Source organism: Mesorhizobium sp. WSM4820 (assembly GCF_055811075.1).
This window is the reverse complement of the sequence record NZ_JBVVQN010000011.1, coordinates 90,727-107,589: the sequence shown is the minus strand read 5'-3', so window position 1 is coordinate 107,589 and position 16,863 is coordinate 90,727. Positions and strand designations below refer to the sequence as shown.

General features: G+C 63.8%; 15 protein-coding genes and 2 pseudogenes. 8 read left to right on the top strand and 9 right to left on the bottom strand.

Going from position 1 to position 16,863, the window contains the following annotated elements:
- Nucleotides 1–75: 75 nt before the first annotated feature.
- Nucleotides 76–515: pseudogene (locus tag AC0L2R_RS18965) on the bottom strand (baeRF12 domain-containing protein).
- Between the two features lie 436 nt (nt 516–951).
- On the opposite strand from AC0L2R_RS18965, the gene cysG reads away from it, so the two are divergent.
- The 6 genes and pseudogenes from cysG to AC0L2R_RS18935 all read left to right on the top strand — a co-directional run bounded on the left by cysG (nt 952) and on the right by AC0L2R_RS18935 (nt 6,621).
- Nucleotides 952–2,403: a siroheme synthase CysG gene (gene cysG, locus AC0L2R_RS18960; protein ID WP_473510769.1), complete on the top strand. Its 1,452-nt coding sequence runs from the start codon at nt 952–954 to the stop codon at nt 2,401–2,403.
- Entirely contained in the window at nt 2,400–2,705 is a 306-nt protein-coding gene (locus AC0L2R_RS18955) for a DUF2849 domain-containing protein (protein ID WP_473510767.1), read from the top strand. Before cysG ends, AC0L2R_RS18955 begins: the two co-directional genes overlap by 4 nt.
- Before the next feature lie 47 nt (nt 2,706–2,752).
- The gene (locus AC0L2R_RS18950) at nt 2,753–4,423 is read left to right on the top strand and encodes a nitrite/sulfite reductase (protein ID WP_473510766.1); all 1,671 of its coding nucleotides are present in this window, start codon (nt 2,753–2,755) and stop codon (nt 4,421–4,423) included.
- Nucleotides 4,398–5,162 carry a phosphoadenylyl-sulfate reductase gene (locus tag AC0L2R_RS18945; RefSeq protein ID WP_128171072.1) on the top strand — a complete coding sequence of 255 codons (765 nt, stop codon included), beginning with the start codon at nt 4,398–4,400 and terminating at the stop codon, nt 5,160–5,162. The genes AC0L2R_RS18950 and AC0L2R_RS18945 overlap by 26 nt, the downstream gene beginning before the upstream one ends.
- A 166-nt stretch (nt 5,163–5,328) precedes the next feature.
- On the top strand, nt 5,329–5,865 hold the full coding sequence (locus AC0L2R_RS18940; RefSeq protein WP_473510764.1) for a DUF934 domain-containing protein: 537 nt from the start codon (nt 5,329–5,331) through the stop codon (nt 5,863–5,865).
- Nucleotides 5,866–6,001: 136 nt separating this feature from the next.
- Nucleotides 6,002–6,621: pseudogene (locus tag AC0L2R_RS18935) on the top strand (DJ-1/PfpI family protein).
- Between the two features lie 76 nt (nt 6,622–6,697).
- Here the strand turns inward: AC0L2R_RS18935 and AC0L2R_RS18930 are convergent.
- Complete coding sequence (locus AC0L2R_RS18930) at nt 6,698–7,720, bottom strand: fatty acid desaturase (protein ID WP_473510763.1); 1,023 nt, start codon at nt 7,718–7,720, stop codon at nt 6,698–6,700.
- 134 nt (nt 7,721–7,854) lie between these two features.
- Entirely contained in the window at nt 7,855–8,088 is a 234-nt protein-coding gene (locus AC0L2R_RS18925; RefSeq protein WP_473510761.1) for a hypothetical protein, read from the bottom strand.
- 239 nt (nt 8,089–8,327) lie between these two features.
- On the opposite strand from AC0L2R_RS18925, the gene grpE reads away from it, so the two are divergent.
- Entirely contained in the window at nt 8,328–8,963 is a 636-nt protein-coding gene (gene grpE, locus AC0L2R_RS18920; RefSeq protein WP_027153072.1) for a nucleotide exchange factor GrpE, read from the top strand.
- A gap of 119 nt (nt 8,964–9,082) precedes the next feature.
- Nucleotides 9,083–9,715 (top strand): trimeric intracellular cation channel family protein, encoded by a 633-nt coding sequence (locus tag AC0L2R_RS18915; protein ID WP_023797432.1) that lies wholly within the window; start codon nt 9,083–9,085, stop codon nt 9,713–9,715.
- A gap of 93 nt (nt 9,716–9,808) precedes the next feature.
- Here the strand turns inward: AC0L2R_RS18915 and olsB are convergent, their stop codons facing one another.
- The 6 genes from olsB to AC0L2R_RS18885 form a co-directional block, all read right to left on the bottom strand.
- Nucleotides 9,809–10,684, bottom strand: coding sequence for a l-ornithine N(alpha)-acyltransferase (gene olsB, locus AC0L2R_RS18910; RefSeq protein WP_167366477.1), 876 nt, complete (start codon nt 10,682–10,684; stop codon nt 9,809–9,811).
- Between the two features lie 177 nt (nt 10,685–10,861).
- Entirely contained in the window at nt 10,862–13,150 is a 2,289-nt protein-coding gene (locus tag AC0L2R_RS18905) for a response regulator (protein ID WP_473510760.1), read from the bottom strand.
- Nucleotides 13,151–13,339: 189 nt separating this feature from the next.
- Entirely contained in the window at nt 13,340–14,329 is a 990-nt protein-coding gene (gene acuI, locus AC0L2R_RS18900) for an acrylyl-CoA reductase (NADPH) (RefSeq protein ID WP_473510759.1), read from the bottom strand.
- Between the two features lie 53 nt (nt 14,330–14,382).
- Nucleotides 14,383–14,895, bottom strand: a complete 513-nt coding sequence (gene lspA, locus AC0L2R_RS18895) for a signal peptidase II (protein ID WP_473510758.1) — start codon at nt 14,893–14,895, stop codon at nt 14,383–14,385.
- Between the two features lie 2 nt (nt 14,896–14,897).
- Nucleotides 14,898–15,749, bottom strand: coding sequence for a TrmH family RNA methyltransferase (locus tag AC0L2R_RS18890; protein WP_473510756.1), 852 nt, complete (start codon nt 15,747–15,749; stop codon nt 14,898–14,900).
- Complete coding sequence (locus AC0L2R_RS18885) at nt 15,750–16,787, bottom strand: RsmD family RNA methyltransferase (RefSeq protein ID WP_473510755.1); 1,038 nt, start codon at nt 16,785–16,787, stop codon at nt 15,750–15,752.
- Nucleotides 16,788–16,863 lie beyond the last annotated feature (76 nt).

Sequence of the window (16,863 nt, the reverse complement as noted above, 5' to 3'; positions counted from 1 at the left end):
GGGTGGCAGAAGGCGGGCCGCCTCGGGCTGGCAATGGTTGCTGCTAAAAAGAAACCGCCTGCGCCTGATGCCCGATCAGGTGGCCTGCAGCAGGTTTTCGATGTCGACGATGGTGTGGTTGGTCAGCGTCTTGGGAATTTCCACTGTGATTTTCTCGGCGACTTCCTTGTGAAGTTTTCGACGCATGTCGCCCAGCACCTGCGGCGGTGCAATCAGCACCATCTCCTTGAAGGCGCCGCGGTGCGCGAGCTTGTACAGCCGCTCGGCAATTTCGTCTCCTTGCCGAGGCGATGCCAGTCAGTGTCCTCGACTGCGCTGCGGTGGACGGATGGGCCGTCGCTGTAGCGACCCGGGCGGTCCGAACCTTGCTCTCGCGTCGCCGGATTTGCCTGTTCCATCTCCTGCACGACCTGAAGGTCGGGATACTGGGTGTCGCCACGGTTCTCGAGGAACAGTGCCTTCTCGCCGTCGGCGACCACGACCCACAGTCCGCGTTTCAGCTTGAGGTTGTTCACCGGAGCGCTCCTTTTTCTGTTTTTCATGGTTTTCCGGGCCCGTCTCTGGAGCCATTGCCGCAGCTGGACAGCCAGGCTCGGATTCGCAGAGGAGCAAACGCGCGCCGAGGCAGGAATGTTCCGGTGACGACAAGCACGGCGAGCAAGCCAACCAACGGGGATGACGGTGCTCAGCGCATGTCGGCTTTAATCTACTAGATTGGTAGAATTTAGAAAAGAGTTTTGTAATATACTTCGCTTGTCGCTAGAACGGCCGCAGATCAAGGCTCGCAACAGCGGCTTGGATCCGCTCCACTCGTGGGTGTGGAATTTTTTTCTCCTGCCTCTGGTGCTTGCGGAAAAGCGATTGCTTCGCACGAAGCGATGCGCGAGTGCGTTCCTTCTGTTTTTTCGCGCCCGCGCGTAAAACCGACAGCGTATTCAGGATTCCGCTCGTATGCCGCAGGCCCCCGCCAAGCTCAACGCCTTTCCCGTCTTTATGCGGGTCGCTGGCGAAGCCGTGGCCATCGTCGGCGGCGGCGAGGAGGCTCTGGCCAAGGCGCGGCTGATCGGCCAGTCAAGCGCCGTCTTGCGCATCATAGCTGATGCCCCCGAGCATGATTTGCTGGCCTTCATCGCCGCGAATGGCGCCGTCCACATCGCTGCCGCCTATGAGGCCGCGCATCTCGAAGGCGCGGTGATGGTGTTTGCTGCCAGCGGCAACGAGGCGCTTGACCGCCGCGTTGCCGAGGATGCGCGCCGGCTGGGCATTCCGGTCAATGCCGTCGACCGGCCTGAGCTATGCGATTTCTTCACCCCGGCGCTGGTCAACCGCGCGCCGGTCGCCATTGCCATCGGCACGGAAGGGGCCGGACCGGTGCTTGCCCAGATGCTGCGCAGCCGCATCGACCGCATGCTGTCGCCGTCGCTCGGGCCGCTTGCTTCGCTTGCGGCCTCGTTGCGCGGCACTGCTGAGAGATTGCTGCCGAAAGGCAATGCCCGCCGCCGTTTCTGGAGCGAGTTTTTCGGTGGCGCGCCGGCCCGCGCCATGGAGGCTGGCCAGCTTTCGCAGGCGCACGGCTCGGCCGTCGACCTGTTGCTTTCGAATGCGCCGGCCTCGGGCCACATTGCCCTGGTTGGCGCGGGTCCCGGCGCCGAAGACCTGCTGACGCTGCGCGCCCACCGGCTGCTGATGGAAGCCGATGTCATCGTCCATGATGCGCTGGTGCCGGAGGCGATCGTCGCCATGGGCCGTCGCGACGCCGAGCGTCTGCCGGTGGGCAAACGCAAGGGCTGCCACACCAAGAGCCAGGCCGAGATCAATGCGCTGCTGATCGAGCTCGGCCGCGACGGCAAGCGCGTCGTGCGGCTGAAATCCGGCGATCCGCTGGTGTTCGGCCGGGCGGGCGAGGAAATGGCAGCGCTGCGCGATGCCTGCATCGCCTATGAGGTGGTTCCGGGCGTCACCGCGGCCTTCGCCGCCGCCGCCGATTTCGAGCTGCCGCTGACGCTGCGCGGCGTGTCGTCGTCGATGGTGTTCACCACCGGCCACGACCTCAAGGGAAATTCGCTGCCCGACTGGGCAAAGCTCGCCATTTCCGGCGCCACGGTCGCCGTCTATATGGGCCGCTCGGTCGCGGCCGAGGTTGCCGGCCGGCTGATCGAGGCCGGCCTGTCGCCGGATACGGCGGTCGCCGGGGTCGAGAATGCCAGCCTTGCCAACCGGCGCCGTTTCCACGGCACGCTCGCCGACCTGCCGTCGCTGGAGGTTCGCGCCGACCTTACCGGCCCGGTCATGACCATCATCGGCGATGCGGTCGCCGGCGCCAATTTTGAACGTTCCGAGCCGCTGGCGGCACACAGGCATGAAGGCGCGGCCCAAACAGCCGCCGAAGGAGCTGAACGATGAAAGTCCTGACTGCAAACCGCCTCGCCGACGGCGAAGCCGTCTGGTACGCCAATGGCGGCTGGGCCGAGACCATCGACAATGCCGATGTCGCCCATGACAAGGCGGCTGAAGACCGGCTGGAGGCGATCGGCGCCACGGCCTCTGCCAACAATGAAGTGGTCGACGTCAATATGATCGACGTGACCGTCGCCAATGGTGTCGTCGAGCCGGTCCGGCTGCGCGAAAAGATCCGCGCCGCCGGCCCGACCAACCGCAACGACCTGGGCAAGCAGGCCCGCCCGGTAGCCGCCCGGGCGGCGTAAACGACGACATTGAAGACAACGGGCGGACGCGCCCGGAAAGACCAGACATGTACCGTTACGATGAGTTCGATCACGATTTCGTCCAGGCCCGCGTCGCCGAGTTCAGCGATCAGGTCGCGCGGCGGCTTGCCGGCGAGATCACCGAGGATCAATTCCGGCCGCTGCGGCTGATGAATGGCGTCTACCTGCAGTTGCACGCCTACATGCTGCGCATCGCGGTGCCTTACGGCACGCTGAACAGCAAGCAGCTGCGCATGCTCGGCCACATCGCCCGCAAATACGACAAGGGCTACGGCCATTTCACGACCCGCCAGAACATCCAGTTCAACTGGCCGGCGCTGTCGGACATTCCGGCGATCCTGGCCGATCTGGCTGGTGTCGAGATGCACGCCATCCAGACCAGCGGCAACTGCATCCGCAACGTCACCGCCGACCACTTTGCCGGTGCCGCCGCCGACGAGGTGGCCGATCCGCGTCCCTATGCGGAAATCCTGCGCCAATGGTCGTCGGTGCATCCGGAATTCTCGTTCCTGCCGAGAAAATTCAAGATTGCGGTGACCGGCGCCGAGCGCGACCGCGCCGCCATCCAGACGCATGACATCGGCCTGCATTTGAAGAAGAACGCTGCCGGCGAACTCGGTTTCGCCGTCTATGTCGGCGGCGGCCAGGGCCGTACGCCGATGATCGCCAAGAAGATCCGCGACTTCCTGCCCGAGGCCGACCTTCTGTCCTATTGCACGGCGATCCTGCGCGTTTACAACCTCTACGGCCGCCGCGACAACAAATACAAGGCGCGCATCAAGATTCTCGTCCACGAGACCGGCGTCGAGGAGATCACCCGCCAGGTCGAGGCCGAATGGCAGGAGCTGAAGGATGCGGATCTAAAGCTGCCGGAAGCCGACATCCGCGCCATCGATGCCTATTTCGCACCACCGGCGCTGGTCGAACGGCCGGAAGGCGACGAGGCCGTCAAGCTCGCTCGCCTCGATTCGAAGAGCTTTTCGGAATGGCTCGACCAGAACGTGGTGACCCACCGTCACCCGGATTATGCCGCCGTGACCATCTCGCTCAAGGGCATTGGCGAAGCGCCGGGCGATGCCTCCGACAGCCAGATGGAAGCGGTCGCCGACCTTGCCGAAAAATATGCTTTCGACGAGCTGCGCGTCAGCCATGAGCAGAACCTGATCCTGCCGCATGTCGCGCGGGCCGACCTCAAGGCGGTCTATGACGCGCTGGTCGACATCGGACTGGCGACCGCCAATTCCAACCTGATATCAGACATCATCTCGTGCCCGGGCCTCGACTATTGCGCGCTGGCCACGGCGCGCTCGATTCCGGTGGCGCAGGAAATCTCGCGTCGTTTCGCTTCGCTCGAGCGGCAGCGCGAGATCGGCGAACTGAAGCTGAAGATTTCCGGCTGCATCAATGCCTGCGGCCATCACCATGTCGGCCATATCGGCATCCTCGGCGTCGAGAAGAAGGGCGCCGAACTCTACCAGGTCACGCTCGGCGGCTCGGCCGACGAGAACACCTCGGTCGGCGAGATCATCGGCCGCGGCTTCAGCTCGGCAGAGATCACCGACGCCATCGAGCAGATCGTCGAGACCTATCTCGGCCTCCGGCTCGACAGAAACGAAAAATTCATCGACGCCTACCGCCGTGTCGGTCCCGCGCCGTTCAAGGAGGCGCTCTATGCTGGCGAAGCCAAGGCCGCTTGATCGTATCGTCGACGTCGAGGCCGGCATCGCCGCCGAAGCGGCGGGACTCGATGCGCTTTATGGTCATCTGAAGCCGCTGGAGATCATCGAGCGGTCGGCCCGGGAATTCTTTCACGGTGAAATCGCCGCAGTTTCGTCGTTCGGGGCGGATTCTGCAGTGCTTCTGCACATGATCGCCAAGATCGACCGGACGCTGCCGGTCATCTTCCTCGACACCGGCAAGCACTTCGAGGAGACGCTCGGCTATCGCGACGCGCTGGTTGCCGATTTCGGGCTGACCGATATCAGGGTGATCACGCCCGAAGAAGCGGCGCTCGAACGGATCGATCCGGCCGGTAATCTGAACGAAACCGACACCGACGCCTGCTGCGGTGTTCGCAAGGTCGAGCCGCTGGCGCGCGGCGTCGAGCCGTTCCGCGCCTGGTTCACCGGCCGCAAGCGTTTTCAGGCGACGACGCGGGCATCCCTGCCGGTGTTCGAGGCGGTCGGCTCACGCATTCGCATCAATCCGCTGGCGCATTGGACGACATCAGACCAGGCCAACTATATGCGCGCGCATGCACTGCGTGAGAATCCACTGGTCGCCTATGGCTATCTATCGATAGGCTGCTTCCCGTGCACGCAGCCGGTGCAGCCGGGCGAGGATGCACGCAGCGGCCGCTGGGTGGGGCACGCCAAGACAGAGTGCGGCATCCATTTGTCGGGGCTGGAGAAGTCGCTGACCGACGCATCGCTTTAGGGTATGTCGATATTCAGGTGAGGCTGGCCTGCGAATGGCGGCACGTACCCAAAGTACGCTCCGCTCCGGTTCTCGGAAGCCACCATTCTCGGCTCGGCCTTACCTGAATCTCACACACCCTCGAGCGTTTTCAACTTTGGAATTTTGTGGACTTGGGAATTTCTCGATGAGTGAATCGATAGCGGAAAACGCCACCCGCCTCTGGACCCCGACAGGTTTTAGCGAGGACGAGTGGAGCCATGCCGAGAGCGCCGACGCATTGTCCGGCAATGGCCGCTTCATCCTGCCGCTGCAGGCGTTTCTCGGCCTCGATCCGGCGGTGCGCCGGTCGGCGAAGGAGCGCCTCGGCGTACTGCTTCAGCCCGGCGATCAGCTCGAAAAGATCGCGGACCTGCTCGACCAGATATCGCTGGTGGCGCTGGCCTTCCCGGCTTTCAGTGACGGCCGCTCCTTCTCCAAGGGCGAACTGCTGCGCAGCCGCTACCGTTTCGAGGGCGCGGTCCGCGCCACCGGACAGGTTCTGGTCGACCAGCTTCCGCATATGCTGCGCCTCGGCTTCGACGAGTTCGAAGTATCAAATCCAGTGTTGCTGAAACGGCTCGAGGAAGGCCGCACCGGCGGTCTGCCGCTCTCCTACCAGCCGACCGTGAAGCCGGAGGCGAAGGGCCCCAAATATTCCTGGCGGCGGGTGCGCGCCGGCTGATCTTCCCGACGAAGCAGGTCGCATCTGGTCGGACCACTCTGCCGATTCAATCTTTTATTTTCGGCATCCGCCCCTTAAGATATGGCCTATTATTTCGCGATCCGAAATAAATTCGCCACCAAGGGAGGAACCGGGAATGGCTGGTAAGAAGATATTGATGCTCGTTGGCGAGTTCAGCGAGGAATACGAGATTTTCGTCTTTGAACAGGCCATGCATGCGGTCGGCCACACCGTGCATGTCGTGTGTCCCGACAAGAAGGCAGGCGATATCCTGAAGACGTCGCTGCACGACTTCGAGGGTCACCAGACCTATACGGAAAAGCTCGGCCACGACTACATCCTCAACAAGACGTTTTCCGAGGTCAATCCGGCTGAATACGATGCCGTCTATGCGGCAGGCGGGCGCGGGCCGGAATATATCCGCATCGACAAGCGCGTGCAGGCGCTGGTGCGGCATTCCACGAGACCGGCAAGCCGATCTTCACCATTTGCCACGGCGCCCAGATCCTGATGGCGGTCGACGGCGTGCTGCGCGGCAGGGAGGTCGCGGCGCTGCAGTATTGCGAGGCGGAAGTCACGCTCGCCGGCGGCACCTATATCGATGTCGCGCCGACCGGCGCCCATGTCGACGGCAATCTGGTGTCGGCCAAGGGCTGGCCGGGGCTGGCCGCCTTCATGCGCGAATGCCTGAAAGTGCTCGGCACCGAGATTCGCCACGGCGAGATCCTGATGCGCGACGAACGCCAGGCGGCTTGAGCCACACGTTATAAAAGCCGCCGCACCTCTGGTGCGGCGGCTTTACAGCGCCGCGCGTTCGTTTTTGGGATGTGCTTTATGCAGTCATCCGCGCTTCGCGAAACGATACCAGCTTGCTGCGGCTCTCATCCCACAGCGCCAGCTTGACGCAGCGCAGGCTGTCGAGAAGCGTGACGCGGCCAATTTTGCGCAGTTCCGGATAGTCCCTCAGGACCTCCTGCAGACGATAGCACGGCACCTTGGCGGAGAGGTGGTGCACGTGATGGACGCCGATATTGCCGGTGAACCAGTTCAGTACCGGCGGCAGGTCGTAATAGGACGAGCCGTGCAGGGCCGCATGCTGGAACTCCCATTCGGAGTCCTTTGCCCACTCTGTCTCTTCGAACTGGTGCTGGACATAGAACAGCCAGATGCCGGCGGACCCGGCGAGAACGACGATGGGCAAATGGACGACCAGGAACGCTTCGAGGCCGACGAACCAGACAAGGGCGGCGGCGGCGACCGCGATGGCCGCGTTGGTGGCCATCGACGACACCCAGGGCGTGAGGCCGCCTCGCATCATGCCGACCGGCAGTCTCTGCTCAAAGATGAAAAGCCAAATGGGGCCGAGGCCGAACATGACGAGCGGATGGCGATAGAGGCGATAGGCAAGGCGGCCCCGCCAGGACATTTGCCGATATTCGGCAACAGTCAGCGTCTTGATGTCGCCCGTGCCGCGCTCATCGAGATTGCCGGCGCTGGCATGATGGGTTGCGTGGGCACGTCGCCAGCAATCGTAAGGCGTCAAAGTCAGGATGCCCAGGCCGCGGCCGATCCAGTCGTCGGCGGTGCGGTTGGCGAAGAAGGAACCGTGGCCGCAATCGTGCTGGATCATGAAGATCCGCACCAGAAAGCCGGCGGCCGGAAGGATGAGGATCAGACCCCACCAATGGCCATAGGCATAGGCAGCCGAGGACAGTGCCCACAGCGTGGCAAAGGGGATGAGGGTGATGGCAAGTTCGACGGCGCTGCGCCGCCTGTCAGGTTTCTTGTAGCGCGCCAGGATCTTCAACCAGGCACGCTTGCTGTTCGCTACAGCTTCGGGGGAAATCATGTTCATCAGGAAGCATAGACGGACCATTTCGTCGCCGCAAGCCAAGCATCACGCAAAGTTACTGCGGGTAATTGTCGCGCGACGCGCAAGCTGCGGCAAAAGGCATGCCAATGGCGCGCAGCGACAGGCGTGTGTGTTGTCTATCGCCGGTTGCCACCGGCGGCTACGCTGCTTTCGATGCCGTCCAGGCGGTCAAGCAATTCCCTGAAACGATCGGGAATGTCGTTCTCCGTCCGGAACGCCGGCAACGCGCGCAGAAAGTGCATCGTTGCCTCGGTGCCGAACTGGCGCCTGATGCCGGCCGCCAGCCTTTTACGTCTTTCGTCATCGTTGGGGGCGCCATTCTTGCGGTCGCCGTCGTTGCGGGTCGCCATCTCAAAATCCTGTGTCGGTTTCGAAACTCTTCCAGCAGACGAATGGTTCCCCTATCGCAGCATCTTGGCAAGCAAAGCCGGTGGTTACAGTAAAATTTGAATTAATATCGAAAGGTCTCCATGATGCGTCGTCAAAAGCGCGAGCGGCCTGTCCAGTATCGCTTGCCCCTTGATTTTTGGCCGCCAAACCTCGATATCGGGCACAAAATCCACATCATTTGAAATGACGGGAAACGGCGATGAGCGACCAGGCAAAAGACGAACGCGCGCCCGATGAAGCCGAGACGGCCGGGGCTGCCACCGAACACACGCAAGGCAGCGCCGACGGCGACTATGAAGCGCTTGTGCGGCTGCTGAAGGAAAACGACGAGTTGAAGGACCGCGCGCTCCGCGTCGCAGCCGAGATGGAGAATCTGCGCCGCCGTACCGCCCGTGACGTGCACGATGCACGCGCCTATGCGGTTGCCAATTTCGCCCGTGACATGCTGTCGGTATCGGACAATCTGCGCCGCGCACTGGATGCGATCCCGGCTGAGTCCAAGGCGTCGGGTGATGCCGGTTTGAAGTCACTGATCGAGGGCGTCGAGCTCACCGAGCGCGCCATGCTATCGGCGCTCGAGCGGCACGGAGTGAAGAAGCTCGAGCCGGAAGGCGAGAAATTCGACCCGAATTTCCATCAGGCGATGTTCGAGGTGCCCAATCCGGAGGTGCCGGCCAACACGGTGGTCCAGGTCGTGCAGCCCGGCTATTCGATCGGCGAGCGGGTGCTGCGGCCGGCCATGGTCGGCGTTGCCAAGGGCGGTCCCAAGCATGTGGCTGGTGAAGCGCCGGTCGAGCCAGGGCCGGTGAACGAGCAAGCTGAGAAGGATGCGTAAGTTAAGGGAATAGGGCAGTAGGAGCAGTAGGGGCAGTAGGGTAAAGGAGCCGTACCAATCGTCCGGCTTCGTGCTATTCATACATCCCTATTCACCCGCTCTCCTACTCCGCTATGCCCTTGAACCCGATCGAGCTTCTCGACTATGCCGGTGTCGCCGTCTTCGCGGCGACCGGTGCGCTGGCCGCTTCGCGCAAGCAGCTCGACATCATCGGCTTTTTGTTCCTGGCCAGCGTCACCGGCATCGGCGGTGGCACGTTTCGTGACGTCATCCTCAATCTGCCGGTCTTCTGGGTTACCAACTCTGGCTATGTGCTGATCTGCGCGGTGGTGGCGATGCTTGTCTTTTTCGGGGCGCACCGTCTCGAATCCCGCTGGAAATTACTGCTCTGGCTCGACGCCGTCGGCCTCGCCGCGTTTTCGGTGATGGGTGCCGCCAAGGGCCTGGCCATCACCGGCTCGCCGGTCGTGTCCGTTGTTACCGGCGTGCTCACCGCCACGTTCGGCGGGATCTTGCGCGACCTGCTGGCCGGTGAGGCTTCGGTGCTCTTGAGACCAGAAATCTATGTCACCGCCGCCCTTGCGGGCGCCATCCTGTTTACAACAGGCGATCTCGCCGGACTGCCGCCGCTCGCCTCGGGCCTGGTGGGCTTCATAGCCGCTTTCTGCGTGCGTGGCGGCGCGCTTAAGTTCGGCTGGGCCTTTCCGTCCTACAAGAGCCGGCCCGGCCGGCGGCCGGAAGATATTCCGTGAAATGAGGGCGAGTAGCGAATAGGCACAACGATCCGCAGCGAATTGGCGGAACTCCCGCTACTCGCTACTCCCTATTCGCTACTCATTGGAATCTCAGGCGGCGAAGCGCTGGGCTTCCCCGCCATAATAGCTGACGTAGCGGGCGCCGATCTCCTTGACCGGCATCACCACGAACACATCGACCGTCGAGAATTCGCGGTCGATGACGCAGCCGTCGCCGATGCGCGCGCCGACGCGCAGATAGCCCTTGACCAGCGGTGGCATCGCCGCGATCGCGGCCTTGGCGTTGACCGCCTCGATCGGCATCAAATCCATGGAGCAGTAGCGGCCGGCAACGGCGCGCACGTCCCAGGCCGAATTCGTCCGGCAGTGATGGGCGAGATAGGTCAGCGCTTCGGCGTGTGCCGCCGGCACGGTGCCGGGGAAAGAGGCGCAACCGGTCATCACGCCGATCCCATAATGGTTGATATAGGCCCAGATACCTTGCCAGAGCGCCTCGATGGTGCGCTTCGAGCGGTATTCCGGCAAGACGCAGGAGCGGCCGAGCTCGAGGAAACGCTGGCCGGGATGGCGGGCGATAAGATTGGTCAGCTCAAACTCGCCCTCGGAATAGAAGCCGCCGGCCGCTGCTGCGATCTCCTGCCGCAACAGGCGGTAGGTGCCGACAATGCGGCGATGCTCGGGACCGGACAGCGAGGTGTCGAAGACGAGCAGATGATCACAGAGCGGATCAAAATGGTCGGCGTCGCGGCGGTCCTGCACCTGAAACAGGGTTTTCCTGGCGCCGAGCTCGTCATAGAACACCCGGTAGCGCACTTCCTGCGCGGCGGCGATCTCGGCCTCGTTGCGTGCGAGCCGCACTTCGAGGTTGCCGATACGGCCAAGCGCTTCGCCTTTTATGACAGCATCGACGTTGCGCCCGGTGAGCAAAGCACCCCTGGCGTTCGGCCGAGCGTCACATTCCGGCATAACTGTATGCACGAGTGATTCTCCTTCGAGCCATCCCTCTTGGCACGGGGATACGGCGTAGGTGCAACAGGATTGTGACAGTACCGTGATACGGCCCTGCCGGCAATACTTCGTCGGCTGGTCAACCCTTCAACCGGCTATGTTCTGCAGGTAAGCCAGGCAAGGACAGCCGGCGGATCAAGCGGCCACGTGACCCTCGACCGCATGGACAAGCGCGTCGGGGTCGAGCGGCTTGGTGACGAAGCCGCTGGCGCCATGGGCGAGCACTGCGTGGCGGGTCGTTTCCTGACTGTCCGCCGACAGCACCATGATCGGAACCGGCGACACGGCGGTTTCCTCCTCGTGCCGGCGGATGGCGGCGATCGCGTCCAGCCCGTCCATGACAGGCATGTGCAGGTCCATCAGCACCACGTCGAAGCGGTACTTGTGGTCGGTGCCGGTGATGGCCTCGACGGCGGCCTTGCCGTTGCCGACCAGTTTCACGCGATGCCCGGCCTTTAGCAGCGTGGCACGGGCAAGCATGGCGTTGATGTCGTTATCCTCGGCGATCAGCACGGACAGGCCCCGCCGCCGGCCGCCAATGGCGCGGGCGGTTGGTGCGCCGCGCTTTTCCGGCTGCGGCTGGGTGAGGGCAGGCACGCTGCTGGTCAAAAGCACGCGAAGCAACGTTTCGCCACGCACCGGCCTTGCCAGAAAGGTGGCGTAGCCGCTGGCGCGGAACTCGCCCAGCATGCCGCGGTCGGTTGGCGCGATCAGTGTGATCGCCTCGCAATCGGCAAAGCCGCTCTGGCGAAGGCGCTTGAGCAACCTGCCGTCGCCTTCCTCCATGGCCGCATCGACCAAAAGCACGTCGCAGCCTTCGGCCAAGGACGCTGCCTGGGCGGCCGTCGCGGCGAGATCGACCTTGCCGCCATTGGCGCGGATGGTGCGGGCGATGGCGTCGGCCTCGACGGCGTTCTTCGACAGGATCACGGCGCGCCGCCCTGACAGCGCATCCCGACGGCTCTGCGGCGGCTCGGTGGCCGATATTGCGGGGATTTCGAAGACGAATTCCGAACCCTGGCCGAGCTGGCTCGACACCGAGATCGTGCCGCCCATGGCGATCACCAGGCGCCTGGAGATGGCAAGACCGAGCCCGGCGCCGCCATGCGCGCGGGTCGACGTGCCGTCAGCCTGTTCGAATTCCTCGAAGATGCGCTCCAAGTCGTCCTCGTGCAGGCCGGGACCGGTGTCGGTGACGGTGAAGCCTATGCGGTCGGTGGTTTCGGTGCGGGCACGAGCGATGCTCACCAACACGCCGCCGCTGTCGGTGAACTTGATGGCGTTGCCGATGAGGTTGAGCAGCACCTGCCTGACTCTTCCAGGATCGGCTGATATCATCTGCGGCACGTCGGGTTCGACATGGCAGCCAAGGCCGATGTTCTTGGCGAAGGCACGCGCTGCCAGGAGTTCCACGATGTTGTCGGCGATCTCGCGCACCGACATTGGCTGCGGTTCGGGATCGAAGCGGCCAGCCTCGATCTTGGAATAGTCGAGCAGATCCTCGATCAGCGCCAGCAGGGCGCTGGCCGAGGTCGAGATGGCGCCGACGTAGGTCCGTTGTTGCGGCGAGAGCCCGGTGTCCGCCAGCAGCTTGGCCATGCCCATGATGCCGTTCATCGGAGTGCGGATCTCGTGGCTGACGGTGGCGAGGAAGCGCGATTTGGCCTGGCTTGCATATTCGGCTCGCTCGCGGGCGGTGATCAGCGACGTTTCGGCGTGCTTGCGTGCGGTAATGTCGCGGGCGATTGCGCGATGCGAGACGGAACCGCTCTCCTTGTCGCGCACGGACAGTTCGATCCATGAGAACCAGCGCGGGCCGCTCGGTGTGCTAATGGCGACGTCGGTGGAGCTCAGGCATTCATGGTCGGAAAAAGCGGCATCGGGAACGATGCCGACGTCGATGCCGAGGTCGGCCAGGGCCCTGCCGGCAAGGTCGCGCTGGTCGGCTCCGACAAGCTCGGCGAAAACCTTGTTGGCATAGACGATGTGGCCGTCACGGTCGCGATGGACGACGAGATCGCCAAGCGCGTCGATCAGCCCGCGAAAGCGTTCCTCGCTCTCCTGCATCTCCCACACGCGGTCGGCCAGGCTCTCAACCTCGGCGCGGCTGCGCGCTGCGGTCGCGCCAAGCAGCGCAACCGTGCGGCGCGCCGTGCGCCTGGCACGCAGATGCACGGCAAGGCCTGCCATGCCAGTCGCCAAAAGCCCGAAGGTGATGAAGATCGGCGCGCCGGTCAGATGCGACAGGCCCGCCAGCACGACGATGGCGACGAGCATAAGGAACGGCAGGCCTTCGCGATTGGCGGCGGGCAATTCAGGCGCCAGTGGCGGCGCCGCGATATGCTGCCGGCTTGGCGCCTCCGGGCCGATCCCGTCGACGTTTTCGGCGCTCTCTGTTTCTCTGATGCCGGATTCCGTGACCATGCGGAAACCCTTGCCAGACAGAGATTATGGAAAATTGCCGCGGATCGTTCGAATTTTAGCGGTCGCGCGGTTTTTGCCTCTCCGCTCCTGAAGCGCGTCGCGTTTGGCCGGCCTCATGCGAGGCGCTTCACCGCTGCACACCCTGGGTCAGGCTTTTGCTAATGCATTAAAAACCGGAGAAGGAAGAGCTCACATGTCCACCACCACGCGACCGCGGACCTCGCCCTCGATGATATCGTGCGCGGCGTCGATGATGCCATCGAAGCCAATGGTCGTGGACAGTTTGGCGAGCTTCTGGAGGTCGAGGTCCGTGCCGATGCGGCGCCACGCCTCCATGCGGACCGTTTTTGGCGCCATCACCGAATCGATGCCGAGCAGACAAACGCCGCGCAGGATGAACGGGGCGACGCTCGTCGGCAGATCCATGCCGCCGGCCAGGCCGCAGGCGGCGACGGCGCCGCCATAGGAGGTCATCGAAAGGACGTTGGCCAGGGTGTGACTGCCGACCGCGTCGACGCCGCCGGCCCAGCGTTCCTTGGCGAGCGGCTTTGCCGGCTGGGCAAGCTCGTCGCGCGAAATCACCTCCGAAGCACCCAGGTCGGTCAGGTAGGAACTTTCAGCGCTGCGGCCGGTCGAGGCGACGACGTGATAGCCGAGGCTGGACAGAATCGAAACCGCGACCGAGCCGACGCCGCCGGCCGCGCCCGTCACCACGACGGGGCCGCGTTCCGGCACGATGCCGTGCCGTTCCAGCGCGATAACGCAAAGCATGGCGGTGTAACCTGCCGTGCCGACCGCCATCGCATCATGCGGGCTCATGCCCTGAGGCAGCGGCACCAGCCAGTCGCCCTTGACACGGGCGCGCTCGGCATAGGCGCCAAAATGCGTCTCGCCGACACCCCAGCCGTTCAATATGACCTTGTCCCCCGTGCGCCAGTCGGCATGGGAGGACGAGATGACGGTGCCGGCGAAATCAATGCCCGGCACCAGCGGCCAGCGGCGGATCACCGGCGCCTTGCCGGATATGGCGAGGCCGTCCTTGTAGTTCACCGTCGTCGCCTCGACGGCGACGGTGACATCGCCTTCCATCAGGTCGGCTTCGGTAAGGTCGGTGATCGCGACCGACTGCTTCTTCTCGGCGTCGCGCGAAACGAGGATGGCTTTGAAGTTTTCGGGCATGTCTTCTCCTCGGGCTTCTTGAATGGGACACTGTATGGCGGCAGAAGGCCAGGTCAATCGCTTGAGGGCTTGGCCTCACGCCGCCAACCAATGAGTTCGTCGAGGACGACCACCACCGCGCCGACTGCGATGAAGGCGTCGGCGAGGTTGAAGATGGCGAAGGACCATATTGGGGTGTGAAACAGGATGTAGTCGATCACGTGACCATAGGTAACGCGGTCGAACAGATTGCCGAGCGCGCCGCCGACGATCAGCGCAAAGCCGATGCGGGTAAGCACGTGGCCGGGCGGAGTGCGGGCCGCGAGATAGAGCACGAAAGCGACGACAAAAGCGGCGATGACCACCAGGCCGGTGTCACCGAAGGACGAAAACATCGAGAAGGCGATGCCGGTGTTGTAGGTGCGATACAATGCCAGGAACGGGACAAGATCGACCTTTTCCTGAAAAGGGAGGCCGGTCTCGACCAGATATTTCACCCACTGGTCGAGCGTCACCGCGGCGGCGACCAGCACGACGTAGGGCAACCAGGATTTTGCCGTTGGGGCTTTCACCGTTCGGGATGTCACGGTCAGGCGCCCTCCGGGGCAAGTTTCAGCGCGCGGCGCCGGACCTCGAACAGCATGATGCCGGTGGCCACCGCGAGATTGAGCGAATCGGCCCGACCAGACTGTGGAATCCGCAGCAATCTGTCGCAGCTTTCGGCCAGGCTTTCGGGCAGGCCCTGCTGTTCGTTGCCCATCATCAGCAGCACCGGGCCTTTGGAAAAGTCGACCGAACGGTAATCGACCGCACCCTTCAGGTGTGTGCCGGCAACCAGGCCAGGAAAGCTTTTTCGCCACGCAAGGAAGGCTTCCGGCGTCGCCTTGGCGACCGGCACGGCGAAGATCGAGCCCATCGTGGCGCGCACGGTCTCGACGGAAAAAGGATCGGTGGTCTCGCCGACCAGGATGATGCCCTTGGCGCCAACGGCATCGACGGTGCGGATGACGGTACCGAGATTGCCGGGATCGCGCACGCGGTCGAGCGCCACCCAGACATCGCCGTCTTGAGCGCGGATGTCCTTCAGCGGCAGGAACTTTTGCGAAAAGACGCCGACCACCATTTGCGGGTTGTCGCGGCGCGTGATGGCGACGAGCACTTTTTCCGAAACTTCGAGCACGGTGCCGCCGGCGGCAACCGTGCGTGCCGCGACCTTTTCGACCGCCGCGTTGCCGCGTCCGGCTTTGGCGAAGACCAGCGTCCGGATCGACCAGCCGAGGTCGAGCGCGTCGATGACCAGCTTCAGCCCCTCGGCCATGAATGCGTTCTGCTGGTCGCGGTATTTCTTCAGCGAGAGCGCCTTGATGTCCTTGATCAACGGATTGGCAAGGCTGGTGACTTCCTTCACCTGCCCTGGCGCGCCGGCGTGCCGCTCGCTCATTCAGGCCACCCAGCGCGAAAACAGCGAGGTGGACAGCGCCCGGCCGGCGGATTTCTCGCGGATAATCAGTTCGCCGGATTCGACCGTGCCGCCCATGCCGGCAAAAGTGTCGCGCATCAAGGCATGGATGGCGAAGAAGGAAGCGCGGATCGAATAGGCGGTCAGCACGACAGCGAGCGGCTTCGGCGTCAGGACCGAGCGGCAGAGGTCGGTCAGAGCCGGCAGATCCTCGAACAATTGCCAGACCTCGCCCCTGGGGCCACGGCCATAGGCGGGCGGATCGAACAGGACGATGTCGTAACGGCTGCCTCGGCGCTCCTCGCGCTCGGCGAATTTTAGGGCGTCGTCGACGATCCAACGGATCGGCTTTTGCGACAGGCCCGCCATCTCCTGGTTCTCCCTGGCCCAGCCGATCGCCTTCTTGGAAGCATCGACATGGGTGACCTCGGCGCCGGCGCGCGCCGCCACCAGCGAGGCAAGGCCGGTATAGCCGAACAGATTCAGCACTTTGACCGGCCGCTTCGCCGCCGCGATCAGCCCGGCCATGTGATCCCAGTGCGAGGCCTGCTCGGGGAACACGCCGACATGGCGAAACGAGGTGAAGCGGCCGAGATAATCGATGCCGTCATGCTTCATTGGCCAGGTTTCGCCGAGCGGCGTCCTGGGGAAACGCCAGCGGCCGATGCCTTCCTCGTCGGTGTCGCCGGTGAAAATGGCGTCGGCGCGGTCCCAGTCTTTGGCCGGCAACGCTTTTTGCCAGATCGCCTGGCCTTCAGGCCGAACGATGCGATAGGGGCCGTACTGCTCGAGCTTCTGTCCGGCACCGCTGTCGAGCAACGCGTAGTCGGCGTTGGGCGCGACTTCGAGGATCAGCGGCAGGTGTTCGGCGGGCAGGGCGCCGTCGCGGCGGGAAAGGACGCGCGGCGCGGCTATCGGCTCGGTGCGGTTGCCCGATGCGCCGGTTGCGCGCGGTTCCGCCCCGCCCTTTGCGAGCTGATGCGAGCGGCTGTCGCGGCGTTTGTCGCGAAAAGGTTTCAAGGAAGAGCATCTCCTGGGGCGACGTGGCCCGCTTCTGCCACAGCACATTCGCCGGCGCAACAAACGCAGTCGCCGG